The organism is Flavobacterium sp. (genome assembly GCF_043722275.1).
Classification (GTDB): Bacteria; Bacteroidota; Bacteroidia; order Flavobacteriales; family Flavobacteriaceae; genus Flavobacterium.
Map to the genome: position 1 here is coordinate 70,670 of NZ_JAYSPC010000015.1, position 20,977 is coordinate 91,646.

Below are 20,977 nucleotides of genomic sequence, written 5' to 3' on the forward strand. Positions count from 1 at the left end.
TATTCACTGGTTTTTTTTTATGTTTATAATTTAATGATAATCAAAGAATTATGTCTTATGATTGTTTTTGTTTCAATTATTCTTTTTCAAGAAATTGTCTTAAAACATACTGTAGGATTCCATCATTTCTGTAATATTCAATTTCTATTTTTGAATCCAGTCTGGCAATAACATTAAAGCTAATTTTTTCACCGTTCTCTTTCACAGCCGTAACTAATAGTTCTTTTAGAGGTTTTATATCCTGTGCGATTCCTGAAATACTAAATATTTCTTTTCCTGTCAATCCAAGACTTAAAGCATTTTCACCTTTTTTATATTGTAACGGCAACACGCCCATACCTACTAAATTGCTTCGGTGAATTCGTTCGTAACTTTCGGCAAGAACTGCTTTTACGCCTAAGAGGAAAGTTCCTTTTGCAGCCCAGTCTCTTGATGATCCGCTTCCATATTCTTTTCCTGCAAGAATAACTAACGGCGTATGATCTTCTTTATATTTTACAGATGCATCGTACACGCTCATTTCTTCACCCGTAGGAAGATATTTTGTATAACCGCCTTCTTTATCTGCTAAGGCATTTTTAATACGAACATTAGCAAAAGTTCCTCGTATCATCACCTCATCATGACCACGACGAGAACCGTAAGAGTTAAAATCGGCTTTTTGTACATCACGGCTAATCAGATATTTACCCGCAGCTGAATTTTCGTTGAATGATCCTGCCGGCGAAATATGATCTGTAGTAATACTGTCACCAAGTACTAATAAAGTTCTGGCATTTTCAATGTCTTGTAATGGTTTTGGATTTTCAGGAAGATCTTTAAAAAAAGGCGCTTCTTTAATATAAGTTGAATTATCATTCCATGCATAAATTTTTTCTTCGGGTATTTTTAAATTTTGCCATGTTTCGTTTCCGTCAAAAATAGTTTCATAGCTTTTCGCGAATTGTTTAGGAGATAATACAGCGCTTAAAACTTCATGGATTTCATCATCACTAGGCCAGATATCTTTTAAATAAACCGGCAATTGATTTGAGTCATAACTTAAAGGTTCATTAAGTAAGTCAATATCAACTCTTCCCGCAAGGGCAAAGGCAACGACAAGCATTGGCGACATTAAAAAGTTCATTTTGATTTGAGGATGAATTCTTGCCTCAAAATTTCTGTTTCCGGATAAAACAGATGCCAGAACAAGATCGTGGTCTTCAACTGCTTTAGCAATATGCGCAGGCAAAGGTCCTGAATTTCCAATGCATGAAGTACAACCGTAACCCACAACGTGAAATTTTAACGCTTCAAGATCGCCCAGTAAATCGGCTTTTGCCAGATAATCTGTTACTACTTTTGAACCTGGAGCAAGTGAAGTTTTTACCCACGGTTTTACATTCAGTCCTCTTTCTCTTGCTTTTTTGGCAACAAGTCCGGCGCCAATCATAACATACGGGTTAGAAGTATTGGTACAAGATGTAATCGCAGCGATTGCAACTGCACCATCCGAAAGCATAAATTGTTCGTTACCCAGAGTTACCGCAACAGTTTTGATACCATCTTCTATTTTTTCCTCAATTTTTGCATTGTCAGGAATTATAGCTTCACCTTGAATAGGTTGAGATCCGCCTTCACCAGACCAGCGCGCCACTTGTTTAGGAGGGAAATTTTTTCGTCCAAAAGTTTTATCCAGCATATCTATAAGTGACGGCTGAAGATTTTTAAGGAGAATTTTATCCTGTGGTCTTTTTGGACCTGCAATAGTAGGTTCTATAGTAGATAAATCAAGTTCAAGAATATCAGTATATGTAATCGATTCATCTCCAGTTCGCCACAGTAAATTTGCTTTGCAATATTGTTCAACAAGATCAATTTGTTCTTCAGATCGGTTGCTGAGACGCATATATTCTAACGTTTTTTCATCAATAGGAAAGTAGGTTACAGTACATCCAAATTCTGGTGACATATTACCAATTGTCGCACGATCAGGAACGCTTAAACTGTCCAGTCCGGGACCAAATACTTCAACAAATTTACCTACAACGCCATATTTTCGAAGCAATTCTGCAATTGTAAGTACCATATCCGTGGCTGTAGATCCAAGCGGAATTTTACCTGAAAGTTTAAGCCCGATAACTTCCGGCATTATAAAATAAATTGGCTGACCTAAAATAGCAGCTTCGGCTTCGATTCCTCCAACTCCCCAAGCTATAACGCCAATTCCGTTAACCATAGGCGTATGGCTGTCAGTTCCTACCAAGGTATCTGGAAAAATTTCACCGTTTCTTTCAATTACACCTTTTGATAAATATTCTAAATTTACCTGATGGCAAATTCCCATTCCCGGCGGAACTACGCTAAAATTACTAAAGGATTGCTGCGCCCATTTTAAAAATTCATAACGCTCAGAATTTCGTTTGTATTCTTCCTCCATATTTCTGAGATAAGAATATTCTGTTCCAAAATAATCAACCTGAACCGAATGATCGATCACTAAATCAACCGGAATCAGCGGGTTTATCATGTCGGGATTTTTTCCTCTTCTTGCAGCTTCAGTCCTTAACGATGCAATATCTACAACCGCAGGAACTCCGGTAAAATCCTGCATCAGGACACGCGCCGGTTTAAAAGGAATGTCTTTGTCAGATGCTTCGGGTTTCCAGTTCAGGATGGTTTCAATGTTTTCTTTTGTAATGGCGAAATCATCATAATTTCGTAATACATTTTCTAAAAGAATTCTGATTGAGAAAGGCATTTTTTGGATATTAAAACCCTGATTTTCCATCTCAGCCAGACTGTAATATGAAAATGTTCTGTTTTTTGTAGTTAGAAGTCTTTTAATTTGGTAGATATCATTTTGCATAATTGACAGTGTTTAATTTAATAATGAGACATAATTGATGCCGAGTTGTGTATTACAGATCCTGAAATTATTTATCGTGAACGTTTTTTGACTGAGCTTATAATTATTTTCAAAAATCCTGCCATCTGATTAAGGTTCAGATTTTCAGTTTATTGCGATTTTAATAATTATTTTTTTTTCGATATATCACTAATTTACAAATTTCTTCGAGAATATTCTAAAAAGTAAGAGCGACTTAACAAAATTTTATCCTTCGGGTTTAAATAGTAAAAGGGGTTTAACACAAAACATAATCTCTATTTATCAAAATAGGAATTAATTTACATAAAGATAAGATTTTTACAGATAGCTATAAATATATAAATGTAGTTAAACTAAAGCATCGCGCATAAAAAAAGCCTTCACGTTAATGAAGGCTTTTTGAGTTTATTCCTTATGAGGGAATATAAAAAATGAAAATAAAAGTGATATTGAACTGGCGATTATCCAGGAACGCATCCAAAAAAATAAAAAATTAGATCTGTCGGAGCAATTTACACTTGCCAAAACCAAGGTAATAAAAAAAGTTGTCGTCAGGTTTTTAAGAACTTTTGATAAGCATTTTTGAATGTGGTTGCACGCAATTCGCATTCTTATTTTAAATTGATTAACTGAGGTCCAAATTCTTCATAAAAAATATTTTCATGATTTACATTTAAACCAATCAGAGATTCATATTGTGTTTTGATAAACATTTCCGGACCGCAGATATAAAATTTTGCTCCATCTAATAAAATGGAATCTTTGCATTTATTAAGATCTACACGACCTTGAATAATTTGATTTGAAGCAAGGTGATGATCTTCAACCTTATCATAAAACGTGTAATTTTCAAGCCATTGCGCATTTTCCTTTAAGGTAGAGATTTGATTCTTAAATGCGTGAACAGATTCATTCCTGCAACCGTGAATCCAGACTGTTTTTTTATTCTGAATAGCGTTCATGTTGGTTTCCAGCATACTCAACATCGGTGTAAAACCAACTCCGCCACTTATTAAAACCAATGGATTTTTAGATTCTTTTTCTAAATGGAATAATCCGGCCGGAGCCGAAATTGAAATCACATCGCCTTCTGATTTTGAATGAAGTGTATTAGAAACCATTCCGAAAGGATTATCAGCGATTCCGTTTTCTTTTTTAACAGAAATTCTGTAATATTCAGGATTAAAAGCGCTTGATAAACTGTATTGTCTTGGTTGTAAAAGTCCTAATTCATCGACAAAAACCTGAACGCTTATATACTGACCTGAATGGAAATCAGCAATTTCTTTTCCGTCTTCAGGATATAAATAAAAAGATTTTATTTCTGTTGATTCCTCGACGATTTTTTTGATTGTAAATTTTCTCCATCCGTTCCAGCTGCCTGATTTTGCTGCATTTTCTGCGTAAAGTTCTTTTTCAATATTAATCATAATTCCGGCAAGCTGATAATAAGCGATGGTCCAGGCGTCAAGAATTTCCGGCGTTGCAGCTTCGCCAATAACTTCACCAATTGAAGCGATAAGGTGAGTTCCTACGATTTTATATTGCTCTGGCTGAATATTTAGGCTTCTGTGTTTTGTGCCAATTCCTTTTAATACGCCAATTAAAACACTTGGATCTTCTATATTTTCGGCGTAAGCCAATACGGCATTTGCCAAAGCAGATTTTTGTCTTCCGTTTGCCTGATTTCCCATATTGAACATATTTTTCAATTCAGGATGATGTTTAAACATTCGCGTATAGAAATGTTGGGTAAGATCTTCGCCATTGGATTTTAAAATAGGAATTGTTGCTTTAATAAGCTCTTTTTGATCTGAATTCATGTTATTTTTTTAGGATTAAAAATGTGATGTAAAAAAAATATTTGGATTTATTTTTTATACAATTACAAAAATAGGTTTGATGTAATCCTGTATTTTATGATTCAAATCATAAGAGGTTTATTCAAAGGGAAAAAAGTATTCAGTTTACAGTTTTCGGTTATATGTTGGTAGAAAAATATTGAGAAAAAGCAAAGTATAGTCCCTAAGGGCAATGTCATTAAGTTAAGCTTAGAAAATAAAATTATCTCGCAAAGGCGCTAAGACGCAAAGTTTAAACACAATATTGTCATTTCGACGAAGGAGAAATCCTCTCGAGAAGCTCGACAAAGATTGGATTTGCGTTGCGGAGTTACTTACGGAGATTTCTCCTCCGTCTTAATGACAAGACTTGGCGATTTACGGGAGATTCATTCGGCATAATATTATTGATTTTTTCTTAACTTAATGACATTGCCCTACGGGACAATTTACAATGGCATTTTTTCTTTTCTACCAACATATAATCTCTCCGAGATATCTTTAACATTTAAATATTGAGAAAAAAGCAAATCAATACTCCGTTAGGAGTTATATGTTGGTAGAAAAAAAGACAAAATAAATTGAAGAATGTCCCATAGAGACTAAACATTATGGTGTGATTTGTTTATTATCAATAAAAAATAAACAAACAAGACCTAAGCTAGAGTTTCTTACATTCTTGATTTTGAGCTTTGACAAAGCAGTAAACTGCGACCGCAAACTGCGACTGCAAACCTAAAAAATCACTTATAAATCAACTCAAGAAAATCATTGCAATTATTTTTTAAATATTGTTTTCCGGTTTTATTTATTTCTTCGATTACGTGAATCCAGCCGTTGCTGATGATTGCATTTTTATAAAATTTGCAGATATTTTCGTCAAGCTGAATTTGCGATTCTGATTTCATTGTAATTTCGATAATAGTAAGCCATAAAAGCCAGTATGTTTCATAGGGAAACTCCGTTAATATTTGTCGAATTACAGGATCATTTTTGGGCTGAATAAATTTATTGTAACTCAAAAGCCCCAATCGTAATGTATTGATATAATGCTCGACAATTTTTGTTTTGTTACTATTAATTTTTAAAAGCTGAATGGCAATATTCAGTAATTCAAGGACTTCGGCTTTTTGATCCGTTTTGTTTTTTGAAAGATCGAGAAACCATAAAGCGTCAAAATAGCTATAATTATCCCAGAATTTAAATGTACAATTTTCGTAAAGTGGTGATGTAAGATTGGGATTTAATTTTAAATCTTTAACCTGATTTTCGTCGTCGCTGTTTATCGCTACAAGCAATCTGCTGCCCTTTATTTGCTGTTCAAGTTTAGACGAATGGACGAGGGCAGGACCAATCATAAAATCTTTAGTCAAATGCAGCGAAGTGTCCCTGTCGCCAATATCCATATATCCCACACTTACTGCGCCACGCGGAAGCAGGTAAAAATCAGCATCCTGACGATCTTTATTGAATTTAAAACACAACCTGTAAATATTTGTAACACAATTGATAAGCTCAGAATAATGATCCGAATATATCATGACGCAATCTGACGAAATATTGCCTTTTATCGCTTCGTTATTTTCAAGGGAATCAAATACAATTTTATAAAAATCATGCAATAATTCCTTCGATTTTACATGATCTTTTTCAATCATTTTTGTAAATCCTAACAAATCCACTAAGGCTAATATTTTATTCATTTTGCAATTTGTTTGATGGATTTTCTTAATTTTTAGAATTCTCTTTTTATATCGAGTTTTCTAATTCTGGAGTTTAATGTTGACGGATTAATATCCAGAATTTCTGCCGCACCGCCGGCTCCGGAAACTTTTCCGTTGCATTTTTTCAAGATATAAGTAATATAATCCCGTTCGTTTTCGACAATAGTTTTAATAGAAAAAGATTCGGTTTTTGCTTCAGGATTTAGTTTGTTAGACGAGAAAAGTTCTATTTCCTTTATTGTATCGCCGTCATTTAGCAATACGGCGCGTTGTATAACATGTTCGAGTTCCCTAATATTTCCGGGCCAGTTATAATTCATAATCTGCTGTAATGCTAAAGGAGAAAGTACAGGAATTTTTTTATCCATTTTGCCGCTGTAGATTTCTATAAAATGCTGTGCGAGTTTAGGAATATCTTCTTTTCTTTTTTCTAACGAAGGAACTAAAATAGGAAACACCAATAATCGATAATATAAATCCATTCTGAATCTTCCGGCGGCAACTTCGTCTTCCAGATTTTTATTTGTTGCGGCAATAAGTCGGACATTAATTTTCATGGGGGAATGTGACCCAATGCGTTCAATTTCTTTTTCTTGTAAAACCCTCAATAATTTGACTTGTAATGCCGGAGACATTTCGCCAATTTCGTCCAGAAAAATAGTTCCTCCGTTAGCAAGTTCAAATTTTCCCACGCGCGTTTCAAGTGCTCCGGTAAAGGAACCTTTTTCATGCCCAAAGAACAATGATTCTGCTAAATTTTCAGGAATCGCACCACAATTTACAATGACAAGCGGTTTGTTTTTGCGGTTTGATAAAGCGTGAATACTTTGCGCAATTTTTTCTTTTCCGGTTCCGCTTTCTCCTAAAATTAATACAGATGTGTCTGATGGTGCGACTCTTTTTATATAATTAAAAACGGTTAGCATTTGTGAGCTGTCGCCAATTATTCCCTCAAACCCAGTTTCTGCGATTTTAACTGGTTCTTTTTGTGGAGTTTTTTTCGGAATAAAAGTCTTTGGCTGAACCGAATAAAAACGAGATATCATTTTTGATAATGAACTTTCTAAAGTGGATAATAAATCAAGGTTTTCCTGTGAATACACTTTAAAATTTCTGCTGTAAAACGTAAAAGAAAATAAATTTGAATCGATTAAAATTGGGAAAACCAAATAAGATTTAATTCCGAAATTATGTGCAATCAAGCCTTTTATCGGCGCAGCCTGAAAATTTTTGATTAAGGATTCTTCGGTATAAATAATAGGTTTTAAATCTGTTTGGGATTTTTTATACGTTTCATTGAGTTCTTTTATTGATATTTCGGCGATTTGCGATAATTTCTGAACGGTGATAATTTGATATTCGGCGATGTTTTTTCGGGCGATTCCTAAATTCGAATATTGATCTGCGTTTGCAAAACCAACTTCAAGATAATCAAATGAAACAAAAGTCTGAATTATTTTTGCAAATGCCTGCAAAGCTTCTTCAATATTAAAGTCGGAATTAATCAAATTCGTAATGTTATTTTTTAGTTCCAATTGCTGTAATAACTGAGATTCCAAACTATAATCAAGTCGGTAAAATGCAATTTCAAGCGTAGTCAAAATATCCTGATCCCTAAAAGGTTTTACAATAAACCCAAACGGTTGTGTAGTTTTTGCCTTCTCTAAAATCTGTTTACTTGAATTGGCAGAAATAAAGATGAAACCAATATTTTTTTTCTTTAAAATATGTGCAAGTTCAATTCCGTTTTTATCTCCTTTTAGCATTATATCGAGCAATACTAAATCCGGTTTTTGGGTTTCTAAAATTTCGAGGGCTTTATCTACAGAACGTGCAATACCAAGGACTTTATAATTTGCTTTTTCAAGAATTAACTGCAAATCATAGGCTTCAATAAATTGATCTTCAACAATTAAAATGTTCTTTTCAATTGTTGTTTTATAAGATTTCGTTATTTCTTCGGTATCGGTTTTCATGATTACAATTGTTTGATGCTTTTACGATATGTAAAATTAATTAATTATTATAGTTAAAACCCTAAATTCATTTGTTTTAATTTATTAAAAACAGAATAAGCATGAATTTCCTTAGTATTATTTCTTAAAATCGTACGTTTTTGTTTCTATATTTGTTTCTTTTTTCCAAAACTAAAACCAGCCAAAACCATGAAAAAAACGCTTATAATCTGTTTTAATTTCTTCATTATATTACAAGGCTTGGCGCAAAGTTCATCTGTTAATAAATATGATTTAAAGAAAAAAAGGTTGCTAATACAAACTTGTTCGATGTATTTATATAATGCAAACCAAGGCGCAATAGATGTAGACAGTTCTGTGGTGTTGGCTTGTACGGCTTATAAAATTCCAATTTCGCTTGCTTATGATGAAGGTTTTAATGATGGATCGAAGCTTATTGGCAATGACTTAATTGAAAAGGGAAATATAACTTCGGCAAAAAAATTACTGGCAAAAACAAAAGAGGAAAACAGAATCAAATTGTTGCTTCAACTTGGTAATTTTTATCTTTTTAAACCTGATACAAAAAAGCAAGATCTTGAAAATGCGTATGTCTATATAAAGGAGGCTGTTGATTTAAGTAAGAATTTAAAAATAAAAAAGTGGCAACATGAAAGTGTGATTTTACTGGGAAAATATTATGCTCAGGCAAATAATCCGGCAGAAAGTACAAAGTGTTTTACGAATGTTATCAGCGATTGCCGCAAAGAAAATGACAAACCTGGACTTGCAGAAGTATTAGATGCTCAGGCAATGCTTTTGTCAAATTTAGATCCTTTGAAGGAAAAAAATCTTGAAGAAGCGGTTTCCATTTACAAGGAATTGGGAATGGAAGACAAAAGAATAGAAATGTACATGAAAATTACGACTATTTATTTTTGGAGCGGACGTATTAATGAGGCGAAAAAAAGGTTGTATCAGAACCTTGCCGATTTTAGAAAAATAGGTTTCAAACACGAGCAATTTGGCGAAACCACAATTTCATATCTCGAGCTTAATTTTCATGATATTAAAAGCGCTTTATATTATGCTTTAAAAAGTGTAAAAAGAATGGAGGCGGAGAAAGATTATACTTTTGGTGACATTTTTTATACGCGTCTGGCAAATGTTTATAATACAATTGGTTATCATGAAGATGCACTTGAATTGTACAAGAAAAGTATTGAAATAGGACAACAAACTTTGAATAGCGGGACTTGGTACAAAAGTTTTTTTAGTGCGGTTGCGGCGTTATCGATGAAGGGAAAAAGTAAGGAAGCGCTTGAATATCTCAATTCTGTTACTGTAAAATATCCGCCTAAAAGTACTTTTGATAAAATGTCGGTGGCGTTTAATAAGGCCAGTTGTTATCTTGCTTTAAAGGATAAAGTCAATGCCGAAAAGTATTTTAAGGAAATGGACCATTATTCGCAACAATTAAATACTCCTGAAACTTTTAGGGAAGTGTTGCACGGATATAATTTAATGGCTTTGTTTTATGCCGAAACCAATCGTCCGGAACAAGCAAAAATTTATACAGATAAAGTTTTGGCACTTCGCAATACTTATAATAAAATGTTTGATTCAGATTTATTCCAATATTTAATGTTCAAAAATGATTCGCTGAGTACGAATTATTTTGGCGCTTTGAAACATTTTCAAAATTATAAAAAGATAACGGATTCGATTCTTGGAACTTCAACTAAAAAACAAATTGAAGAACTGAAAATTCAATATGAAACCTTAAATAAAGAGCAAAAAATTAAACTTTTAAGCAATCAATCGAAATTGCAGGAAAGCGAATTGCAAAAATCTAAACTTTTAAATACGGTTTCGATCTGGAGTTTGGTTTTACTTTTGGTCGTGATAGGTTTGCTTTACAGCAGATATAGATTGAAACAGCAAAACAATGAAAGACTGGAACTTAAGGAGCGCGAGATTAATTTAAAAAATATAAATCTAAGGCATTTATTAGATGAGAAAGAATGGTTATTGAAAGAGGTGCATCATCGGGTAAAAAACAATCTGCAAACGGTTATAAGTCTTTTAAATTCGCAATCTGCGCATTTAGATAATGATATGGCGCTTTCGGCAATAAAAAATAGCCAGCACAGGATTCATTCGATGTCGCTGATTCATCAAAAATTATATAAATCAGATAATATTTCTACAATTAATATGCATAATTATATTGAAGAACTGGTCGAATATTTAAAGGAATCTTTTAATCCCGGACAACGAATTCGTTTTGAAGTCAATGTTGCGTCATTAGAACTTGATGTTGCGCAGGCGATTCCGTTAGGACTTATTTTGAATGAAGCGATTACTAATGCTATTAAATATGCGTTTCCAAATGATAACACGGGTTTGATTGCAATTACTCTGGAAGAAAATCAGGATAATTACTATTTATTGACGATTGCAGATAACGGAATTGGAATTGATAATGTTAGTAACGACAGAATAAATTCCTTTGGTATGAAGCTGATCGAAGGACTTAGCGAAGATATTGAGGGAGATTTTTTAATGGAAACAAATAACGGAACGATTTTGAAAATTAGATTTCTGCCGGAATTTCCGCTCAGCAAAAAATACGCAGCTTTAAGCGATGAAAACGATGATATTGTATAAATACTTTAGAAAAAAAAGATGCTGATATGGCATCTTTTTTTGATAAATGGGATTGATTCATACGATGTTGTTTTATTTCGCTACATAATATTCAGCAATTTTACAGATCAATAGTATTGCCAATTTTCGGAAGGAAAAGCTGAAGTTGCGCATTTTTAAAACCATCTTCGGCTTTTTGATGATCCATAATAATAAAGCTAAAAGTGTCATAATGAACGCCTAATAAGGATTAATAATTCTGCAAAAAAAATATTCAAGTAAATATGCCATTGATTTATAATGATTAGCATTTTTATAAAAGAACCAATTACGTATATGATCATCTTCTTTAAATGTTAGAAATACTTGGAATGTTGTTTTTGCAAATTTTTTCTAAGACTAAATCTAAAAAGGCATTTATAATATTACATTTTTTATATTTAATAATAGGGATAAAATTTAGTGAAATATAGCAAATATATAAAGTTAATTATTTTGTATCTACCTGATAATTAATTATTTAATAAATAGCATAGTTGTTGTCTTCCAGGTTTTATCATTTAATGCAAGGAGAAAAAGTGATAGTTACAAGTATTGGTAAAACAACTTGTTGAGTAATTAAATTAAAATCATGTGCAGATTAATTTTTCAGTTTTCAAAGGGAATTTATCATGCACAATTAAGCCGTATTAACTAAATATTTAATTTATGATAAAATCTAAAAGTATTATCCTGATACACGGGAATTTTGTAAACGATACAAGTTGGACAAAGTGGAAAGATCGATATGAACAAAAAGGTTATACGGTTTATACGCCGGCAAACCCGGGACACGACGGAATTCCTGCTGATTTAAGAAAAAAAGTTCACCCTGATTTGATTAAATCCGGTTTTATTGATGTGGTCAATAATATCACAAAACTTATAGAAAATTTGCCTGAAAAACCATTGATAATAGGGCATTCAATGGCTGGAATGGCTGCAATAAAGTTATTGGAATTAGATAAAGTTTCGGCTGCGGTTAGTATTGACGGTGCACCGCCCAAAAATGTGTTTCCGCCATTTACAACATTGAAAGCTGTTTTGCCGGCATTTGGTTTTTTCTCTTCGGCAAAGTATTTTATGGGAAGCCGCGAATGGTATGACAAATGTTTTTTTAACACATTGCATGAAAGAGACAGAGCTGCTGCTTTTGACAGTATTGCCGTTCCTGAAAGTTATAAAGTAAGCCGTGAACTGGTATTGAACTCGTTTTCTAATATTGATTTTAGTAAACCGCACAAACCTGTTTTATTTATTGGAGGAGGAAGTGACCATATTTTTCCAGCATCGCTTACAACGACAATTGCAAAAAAATACAAAGACAGAAACAGCAGGGTTGATTTGAAGATTTTTCAGGGAAAAAGCCACTTTATATGTGGTGAAGATGGCTGGGAAACGGTTGCAGATTATATTATTGATTGGTATGAAAATTTATAATTATCAGAAGAAATTAAAATGAATTCAAACTTAAAACAAATTAATAATTATTAAAAAAAACTAAAATGGATAAAATTACAGTAAAAGACGGAACCGAAATTTATTATAAGGATTGGGGAACAGGACAGCCTATTTTTTTTCATCACGGCTGGCCTTTATCTGCGGATGATTGGGATGCACAAATGGTATTTTTTCTAGAAAAGGGATTTAGGGTTATTGCATATGACAGACGCGGACATGGACGATCAACACAAACGGTTGCAGGAAATGAAATGGATACTTATGCTGCTGATGTGGCAGAACTTACGACATTTTTAGATTTGAAGAATGCCATACATATAGGGCATTCTACGGGAGGTGGAGAAGCGATAAGATATGCGGCAAAATATGGCAAAAACAGGATTGCAAAAGTGATACTTATCAGTGCAGTTACGCCTTATATGATTAAAGATGAGAATAATCCGGATGGAGTTCCTATTGAAGTTTTTGATGATATTCGTTTTAATACTGCAAATAACAGGCAGCAATTTTATCAGGATATTACTTTTCCGTTTTACGGATATAACAGGGAAGGTGCGGTCATAAAAAAAGGAATTCAGGACAACTGGTGGCGTCAGGGAATGATGGGCGGTATTAAGGCACATGTTGATTGCATTAAAGCATTTTCTGAAACAGATTTTACAGAGGATTTAAAAAGTGTTGATGTTCCTGTTTTGATTTTACATGGCGAAGACGATCAGATTGTTCCTTATAATGTAACAGCTTTAAGAGCTATAAAACTGGTAAAAAATGGAAAAATAATTACGTATCCGGGATTATGCCACGGAATGCCAACAACTAATGCTGATACTATTAATGCTGATATACTTGCTTTTATTAAATAATAAGAGGTATCAATTTTAATAATTTTTAGAATAAAACAGAAAATGCTTTTTTAAAACATTAAGCGATTAATTTAAATGGAGTCAGTGGTCAAAAGCCACTGACTTTTTTGTTTTTAATAATGGTTGTGACATTTTTTTTTATGGCAGTAAATTAATGAGCTATAACCAAAAAAGGACCATTCGTAACAATTTATTCTATGATGAGTTTAATTCATTTTATATTTATTGTGTTAAAAATGAGCTTGTTATTAAAATAAGTTTGAGAAAACATAGTGGAGCAGAACCCACTTTAAAATAACGTGGCAATATCCGAAAGGCCAAGAAGTAGGAACTAAATTTAAAAACATTATGGCATATTCACAATGGATTGAAGTTAAAATTGTATCAGAAAACGTGACCTTAGATGTAAAAAATGCATCATTAAGCTGGGGCAAGTTTTATGAAGCTGGTGATAAAAACAAGGAAGTTAGTACTGAAGATATTAATAAAATAAAAGTAGAGTCCGGTAAAACAGCCCTTATTTGTTCCTGCGGAAGGTCAGGTTCAGCAACTGGAACAGAAGGCAGTTTTGACCTTTATGACGGAGATACTAAAATTGGTAAATTTTATTGGGATTGTCCTTTTAACAAAAAGACAAATAACTTTAGCTGGACTGTCGAAAAAGACATTGAGAAATATTATTTTACCAGAAGAGAAGGCGGGAATAAGGATTCCGGGGCAATAGGTAATGTTACGATTACTTGTATCAAATTATAAGTTACTCTATTAACTAACGCTGGAGATTAAATTAAACCTATTTCTACGCAACAAATAATTACAAATATTATGGATAATACAAAAAGCACAAATGAAATGAATGGTGCTATCAACCCTTTTTACGCAGTTGAGATTGGAAGTATTATAAGAGGTGACAGCGGAAGATTCCAGGCATCAATAATAAAAGGACCTATTACCAGAATGGTTCCTGACAGAGAAGTAATGCAAACCATGACAGGAAGCAGTTCATATGTCTACACAGATAGTTTAAACCAGGGTTCATTAGGGGTTTCAGGATCATACGGAATTTCCGGACTGGCAAGTTTGAATGCCGGATTATCTGTTTATGCCGGTAATTCAAAGGCTGAACTTACAAAAACAGTAGCTGTTAATTATAATGTACAAATGCTGTCTGGCGTTGAATATGTGAATTTTAACGATTTAAAGGCCGAGGATTTAATTGCTTCATTACAGGAAAATCCAAAGCAAATGGTAATGACTGCATTAGAGAATTACAATCTATTGGTTAAAAAAATAGGAAATAATAACCTGCTAACCATTTTACAGCATCCGGATGAGTATCCAAAAATTATTAAACTTATAGAAGAATGGGTAAAGTCTGTTCAGCTTTTTTTTAGAGAACATGGAGACGGGATTGTTGTGGGTGTAATATGGGGCGGTATAGGAACGGTTTCTTTAAAAATGATAAGTTCCTCTGGCGAAAGCAGCTGGAAATACGGCACAAAAGGTAATTTTACCTACTCAGGAGTGGGCAAAGCAATAACCATTGAAGCTGCATATGATGGAAGCAATGCTAAAAGAGAATCAAAAGTTGATGTCGTAGCAAATTCCTGGTCAAGTGGTGGCTGCGTTGCGGCTCAGGTTGAAAAATGGGGTGAAATCGTAAAAAATAAAGCCTTTAGCGAAATTTGTTCGATTAGTTTACTTGAAAAAGCACCTCAGGTTAGTACAGTGAAAGATCCTCCAAAAATTCCTGAATTCAAAGCGCCTGCAAAAGATCCAAAAATTACTGATAAAATAAAGGAAATTACGAGTTTAGACGGTTTAAATGCGTTAGCAAAAGCATCTGCTTATGAAAAAGCCAAAGAAACAGAAAAAGGCTTAACACTGGATGAATTCTTAAAGCGTTCTGAGGAAAAAGCAAACCCAAAAAAAGTTGATGATCTCAAAAAAGACGTACTTGAAAATAATTTAGATGTACTCAAGGATGATTTTGTATTACAAAATCGAAGCCTTGTTGCTAAATCCAGAATAATTGGTCAGCTAGAAACCAAAACTGCCATAAAATCTGAAATAGAAAAAAAAGATGACAGTTACACCGTACTTGGTGCATGGATCGCTAACTGGCCGGATTTATTTCCCTGGTTGGCAACAGGTTATTTAAATTCAATAGACGATATCAGCTCAACACAGGAAATCATTAAAAAACAATGTCTGATTCAGGATTTTCTAACGCTGGGAAAAACATATTATATGCTTGATGCAAGCGGGATTTCAAATACCGAATTTAAGATGTCTCCTTTTACGCAAATTGCGGCTTCGTTTAGTCAGCAAGCCGGATATATCAGAGATAATTTTGATGACATCGATGTGATAAAAAATGCTTTTACCAATTTAAGTAATGATGCTCAAAAAATTTATACAAAATGGAATGATGTTAAATTTTTGCGTAGTGCAGAGTTAGGATTAGGGGTAATGTATAAAGGTGAAAAATCTATTGTCAATACCATTATAAAAACAGATCATGTAGGTTTGTTTACAAGGATATGGTATAAAATGGGCGACTGTTCGTTTTTGCCTAAAAATTATAGTGCGTTTAGTACCTTTTTAAAATTAATTCCATTTATTACACCTTCCGGCGATATTTATGCATTTGGACCTTCACAAATGTTGTTAAATCAAATTACATCCGATGGAGCAATATTTTCTAAAAACCCGATAACTGCCGTAAAACTTGAAGTCGATAAGGAAAAACGTGTATTAAAAAAAGGCGATTTGGTACTTTATCCTGTTAAATTTGATGCAGCAAAAGATATTTCATCTTCATGGGAAGGGCAAAGTATTAGTACGAATGTTGCGTCTATAAAAAATATTAACCAACATCTTGAGCATGCAGCAAAAGCGATGAAAGATTTAAACGTTTACAGCTTTAGCAGTTCCAGTTGGAAACCCAGCTGGAAACCCGAAGACTATTACAGTATTAATTCTATCAAAAAACAATATATCGGAATTGTCGAAGAATTGCATAATGTTTTTGGTAAGTAAAGATTCAATTTAATTTAATATCCCATCAAATAGCTGCATCGCTTATTGATGGGATATTTTTTTTATATCAGTAAATATTTATTTGTTACACCGCAATGATTTAATGATTAAAAATACATTAATGAGAACTATTACTTACGGCCGATAATAAATCTAATTTAAGCATAGCTGTTATTTTCTGCATTGCATCTGGTTCTTGCTGTTCATAATTTTTATTAAGCAGGAGATACGAACTTTTTTCCTCTGAATAAGAATGAGTGAAATTTTCCGGATGGAAAAAATACTCAACAAAGGATTTATAAACTACAAGACGTTTGGTGGCATTAAATCCTGTTTTACCTAATTCATCAATAGTTGGACTTGCAATAAAACCAAAAGAGGCAAGCGGATTATTCTCATAAATTGACATCCCAATATGAATACAGGTTAAGATGGCTTTTCGGGCTTGGGTGTGACCAATATTGATAAGTACATTAAATTTATCATTGTTATCCTGATGGTTTTCCAGACAAAATTTCAGGACAAAAACATTATGATCGTATTCCTCAACGGTTACCAGATAATTATTATTTTCACCCACATTAAATTTATACCTATGGACTGCCTTAAAATAATTATCAGGATTATTTGATTTCTCTACGTCACAATAATCGAACTTATATTGTTTTAGTTTGGATAACATTCGATAACTATTTTAAATTAAAATTAGTAACTCATCTTCGTAAATATACAAAGAAATGCACTAAGCAAAATATTTAAGATATAAGACAATAATTAATAAGTAAGATAGATTTTGCCTGAAAAAAATTATAAAATTTATATCTTTAAAATCTAAAAATAAATATATGTGGGACTCGTTTAATACTTATGGCCATAGTTATCAAAACTCATTTGAGACCTTATGCAATCAATTATTTGAAAGATACTTAAATAGGAATTATAATAATAATGATTTAATTGAATTTAAAGTAATAAATGGTTCTGGAGGAGATGGAGGAATAGAAGCATATGGGAAATTATTAAATGGAAATTTTGTAGCAATCCAATCAAAGTGGTTCAAGCAAGCACTAGATAATAATGAAATAGGGCAAATTAGAAGTTCTGTTAAAACAGCATTAGGTTTAAGACCGAATATTATTGAATATATAATATGCATTCCTCATAATGTTAGTTCTATTAAAATTGGTAGAGGAAAAAAACCTACGAAAAATAGTGAAGATATAAGGATTAAATCTTTTGAAGCGGAAATAAAAAAAACGTACCCTAATCTTAAAATCACGTGGTGGTATGAGCATGATATTTTAAAAGAATTACAAAGCTCAGACAATGAAGGTGTAAACAAGTATTGGTTTGAAAAAGAAATTATTTATCTTGATTATTTAAAAGAAAAATTTGAATTGCAAAAAACTAATTACTGGCTTAAGGAAAGATATGTCGGAGATTTACATACAAAAGGGGATATTCAAAATTTAATAAATAGGCAACTAAATAATTTGTTTTTTAGAAAAATTTTAATTGGTAAAATACTTGAACTTAAAATCGGAATAAACAAGACATCTAATATTCTACAAAAGTTCATTGAAGTAACTTTAAATGATGGGAAATTTGTTAATACCCTTAGAATAGTAAATAGCTATCTTGAAGATTTAATAAGTGAAGCAACGCAACTAGAAACAAAATTAATAGATGGAGTTGATATTAATCTTACTATAAATAACAATGAAGAGCTTTCTATTCTACATACCATAGAAGAAGCTATTGGGATGCTTAACATTAAAAAACCAAGTGATTTGCAGAAGCCAATCTATTCAACCCTTAAGATTAGTTTAAGAGAATTGAATGATGTTATTATTTCAACTTTTTTGCAAATAGAAAATGAACTGAGTTTAATATCTACTAGTTTAGTATTAGGTAAGCCAGGGACAGGTAAAACACTGGGTTTAGCTTATGCGATTGAAGAGTGTATAAATAATTCAATGCCCGCTTTATTAATACAAGCTAAAGGAGCTAATTCTATAGGTTGGACCCAATTATTAAGTCAGGAATTAGGATTGAGTAATTGGACTAAAAATGAAATTTTTAGTTCTCTAGAAACTATGGCAATTAGGAGAGATTCGGAATTAGTATCAAATGCTGTCATAAATAGTGAGAATACTAAAGTATTAATTTGCATTGATGGTCTTGACGAGGATATTTTAAATGAAATTAATTGGTTTGATAGAATTAATGAAACAATTGAAATAACTAAAAAGTATAAAAGAATCAGGTTTGTTTTTAGTGCCAGAGAGTATTTTTATAACAATCAATTGCTACCTCTTTCTAATATCCAATTCAAAGAACTCAGATTAAAAAGAGAAGGTGATGTTAAAGTAGAAGATGTAGTAGATAAATATTTTCAAGCATATAACATAACTATTCAAAGTCATGAAATAATAAAGGGTTTGGATAGTTTGTTTGCATTAAAATTATTTTGTGAAAGTTATACTGGATTAACTATTACGGATAATGATGTTGTGCAGACAGCTATTTCTGAACTTATAAATTTGAAAGTTGAAAAAATAAATTGCGAGTTTTTAAATTCTTTAGAAGTTAAAAAACCTAAAACAAAAAAGCCTGTATTTGATTTTTTAAATATTATATCTGATTTATTTTACTACAATTCTGAAGTAAGCCACAATCAAATTTTAGGTTTAGAAATTGAAAAAAAGATAAAGTATTTGGATAGTAATGAAATTGAACTCTTAATTGAATTTCTTTCTAATAATGGAATTATTATAAAATATGAAAGAGATGCAATCAGTGATTCAATATTAAAAACTAAAGAAATTTTTTATACTTTCAGCTACCAATCAATACTCGAAACTATTGTTTCAAGCAAAATAAGTTATCTAATTATCAATAATAAAATAGATTCTTTGCCAGAATCTATTTTTAATCCTATACCTTTTTCAGATGAATTAGATAATGATTTATATGATCCATATTCTGATTTTATACCTAACTACAAAATTATTCAAAATATAATAAATGATGTATTTATAAACAAAAAAAAACTAATAGGTTTTGATGAATTTTTAACAGAAGGATTTACAGAAGATGAAATTTTCCAACTTCAATTAGGAGCCTTGTCTATGGCTCCTAATGAAATTAGTTCTAAATATAAAGATTGGATAATAAAAATATTCGATGAAGATTATATTAAAAGATTTAAGATTTTACAAGATTTAATTATGCCTCTTGCTCACATAAGAGATAGTTCATTTAATGCAATGTTTCTGCATGATATCTTAAGGAATTTCCCCAGTGTTTTTGAAAGAGATAAATTTTGGTCAGGACTTGATTCTATAGAAAAGAATGTAGTTTCTCAAAAGATAAATTCAAAAGGTTATAAATTATTAGATGAATGGTCTATGAAAAATATTCTTGATGATAATTTTGATTTGGATAATACAGATTTGTTTGATGGTTTACCTTTGATATATGCTTGGGGATTAACGGCTATTGATCAAAAATTAAGAGAAAGAATTCGTGTTAAATTAATGAAATGGGCAATAATACAACCCTATGAATTTAAAAAGTTATTAGAACTAATAGTGCCGATTAATGACCCTCAAATCAATGAAGATTTGGCATCAATTACTTTAGGTTTTGCAACTAAATGCAAAGATAAAAGTGCTATTTTGGAAATTGCGCTCTGGAGTTTAAAATTTATATTTAATGATACTGATAAATATAGGAACCTCATTGTGAGATATGGATTTCGATCAATAGTGGAAAGAGCATTTCAATTTAACCTAATAACTGATAAAGAAGTTGAAAAAGCAAGACCAATGAAAAAGGATAATTTTATATGTTTAGAAGTAGATGAAGAATATATAAATAATCCTAAAGAAGAATTTTATCCAATTGGACATGATTTATCTTGGTATGTTATTAAAGAAGCTTATGATGATTTTTTATCAATAGCTACAGAGGTTAATCCTCATTCTTTTAAAAAGAAAAATCCTTTTATTTCTGATTTTTTTGACAAATACAATGAAGTACTTAAAAAAAGTACTTCCGGAAGAACTTGGGCTATGTCAACAGCTATTTCATATATTAAATCTTTAGGATTTGACAGATTAAAAGGGAGTGTATATACTGATGCAAGTCATGGTAGTAAAAGTAAAGTATTTACCTATGAAGAAAAGTATGTTTGGCTGGCAGTTCACTATTTAAAAGGTTATTTATCAGATTACTTACCTTATAGATATGAATACGAAAAAGATATTTGGATCGATGATTATTCAAAAATTGTACATATAAATAATCCAATTGATGATATTCAAATTGAATTTGAAAATGAATTTGATGAATACTTTGACCCACAACTTTGGATAATTAAAGAAGAATTATCACCAGAAATTGACAACCCTAAAGATATTCAAAGTGAAATAAATCAAATTGTGATTAATGAACCAAAAATAAATTTTAAGAATTGGCTAAACTTTAGCAATACTGACTTTAATCTGGAAGACAAGAATAATTATTTAGC

At 31.9% G+C, this 20,977-nt stretch carries 11 protein-coding genes; 6 read left to right on the plus strand and 5 right to left on the minus strand.

The genetic code is table 11. From position 1 onward, the window contains the following. Positions 1-76: 76 nt before the first annotated feature. The 4 genes from acnA to ACHZDT_RS02625 all read right to left on the minus strand — a co-directional run bounded on the left by acnA (position 77) and on the right by ACHZDT_RS02625 (position 8,410). On the minus strand, positions 77-2,848 hold the full coding sequence (acnA, locus tag ACHZDT_RS02610) for an aconitate hydratase AcnA (protein ID WP_394773107.1): 2,772 nt from the start codon (positions 2,846-2,848) through the stop codon (positions 77-79). A 632-nt stretch (positions 2,849-3,480) separates the two neighbouring features. Beyond that, complete coding sequence (gene hmpA, locus ACHZDT_RS02615; protein ID WP_394773108.1) at positions 3,481-4,692, minus strand: NO-inducible flavohemoprotein; 1,212 nt, start codon at positions 4,690-4,692, stop codon at positions 3,481-3,483. Between the two features lie 761 nt (positions 4,693-5,453). Then, positions 5,454-6,413: a hypothetical protein gene (locus ACHZDT_RS02620; protein ID WP_394773109.1), complete on the minus strand. Its 960-nt coding sequence runs from the start codon at positions 6,411-6,413 to the stop codon at positions 5,454-5,456. A 32-nt stretch (positions 6,414-6,445) separates the two neighbouring features. Continuing rightward, positions 6,446-8,410 carry a sigma 54-interacting transcriptional regulator gene (locus tag ACHZDT_RS02625; RefSeq protein ID WP_394773110.1) on the minus strand — a complete coding sequence of 655 codons (1,965 nt, stop codon included), beginning with the start codon at positions 8,408-8,410 and terminating at the stop codon, positions 6,446-6,448. A gap of 189 nt (positions 8,411-8,599) precedes the next feature. Between ACHZDT_RS02625 and ACHZDT_RS02630 the strand changes: the two genes are divergently transcribed. The 5 genes from ACHZDT_RS02630 to ACHZDT_RS02650 all read left to right on the plus strand — a co-directional run bounded on the left by ACHZDT_RS02630 (position 8,600) and on the right by ACHZDT_RS02650 (position 16,443). Then, entirely contained in the window at positions 8,600-11,059 is a 2,460-nt protein-coding gene (locus ACHZDT_RS02630) for a histidine kinase dimerization/phosphoacceptor domain -containing protein (protein ID WP_394773111.1), read from the plus strand. A 687-nt stretch (positions 11,060-11,746) separates the two neighbouring features. Next, on the plus strand, positions 11,747-12,517 hold the full coding sequence (locus tag ACHZDT_RS02635; protein WP_394773112.1) for an alpha/beta hydrolase: 771 nt from the start codon (positions 11,747-11,749) through the stop codon (positions 12,515-12,517). Between the two features lie 65 nt (positions 12,518-12,582). Continuing rightward, a complete protein-coding gene (locus ACHZDT_RS02640) occupies positions 12,583-13,401 on the plus strand; it encodes an alpha/beta fold hydrolase (protein WP_394773113.1) in 819 nt (272 codons plus the stop codon). 348 nt (positions 13,402-13,749) lie between these two features. Beyond that, a complete protein-coding gene (locus ACHZDT_RS02645) occupies positions 13,750-14,157 on the plus strand; it encodes an aegerolysin family protein (protein WP_394773114.1) in 408 nt (135 codons plus the stop codon). Positions 14,158-14,226: 69 nt separating this feature from the next. Next, the gene (locus tag ACHZDT_RS02650; RefSeq protein WP_394773115.1) at positions 14,227-16,443 is read left to right on the plus strand and encodes a hypothetical protein; all 2,217 of its coding nucleotides are present in this window, start codon (positions 14,227-14,229) and stop codon (positions 16,441-16,443) included. A 118-nt stretch (positions 16,444-16,561) separates the two neighbouring features. Here ACHZDT_RS02650 and ACHZDT_RS02655 read toward each other — a convergent pair whose 3' ends face one another. Continuing rightward, positions 16,562-17,125, minus strand: a complete 564-nt coding sequence (locus ACHZDT_RS02655) for a hypothetical protein (protein WP_394773116.1) — start codon at positions 17,123-17,125, stop codon at positions 16,562-16,564. Positions 17,126-17,288: 163 nt separating this feature from the next. Between ACHZDT_RS02655 and ACHZDT_RS02660 the strand changes: the two genes are divergently transcribed. Next, positions 17,289-20,977, plus strand: a 3,689-nt coding sequence (locus tag ACHZDT_RS02660; RefSeq protein ID WP_394773117.1) for a hypothetical protein, incomplete at its 3' end; no start/stop codon positions are given.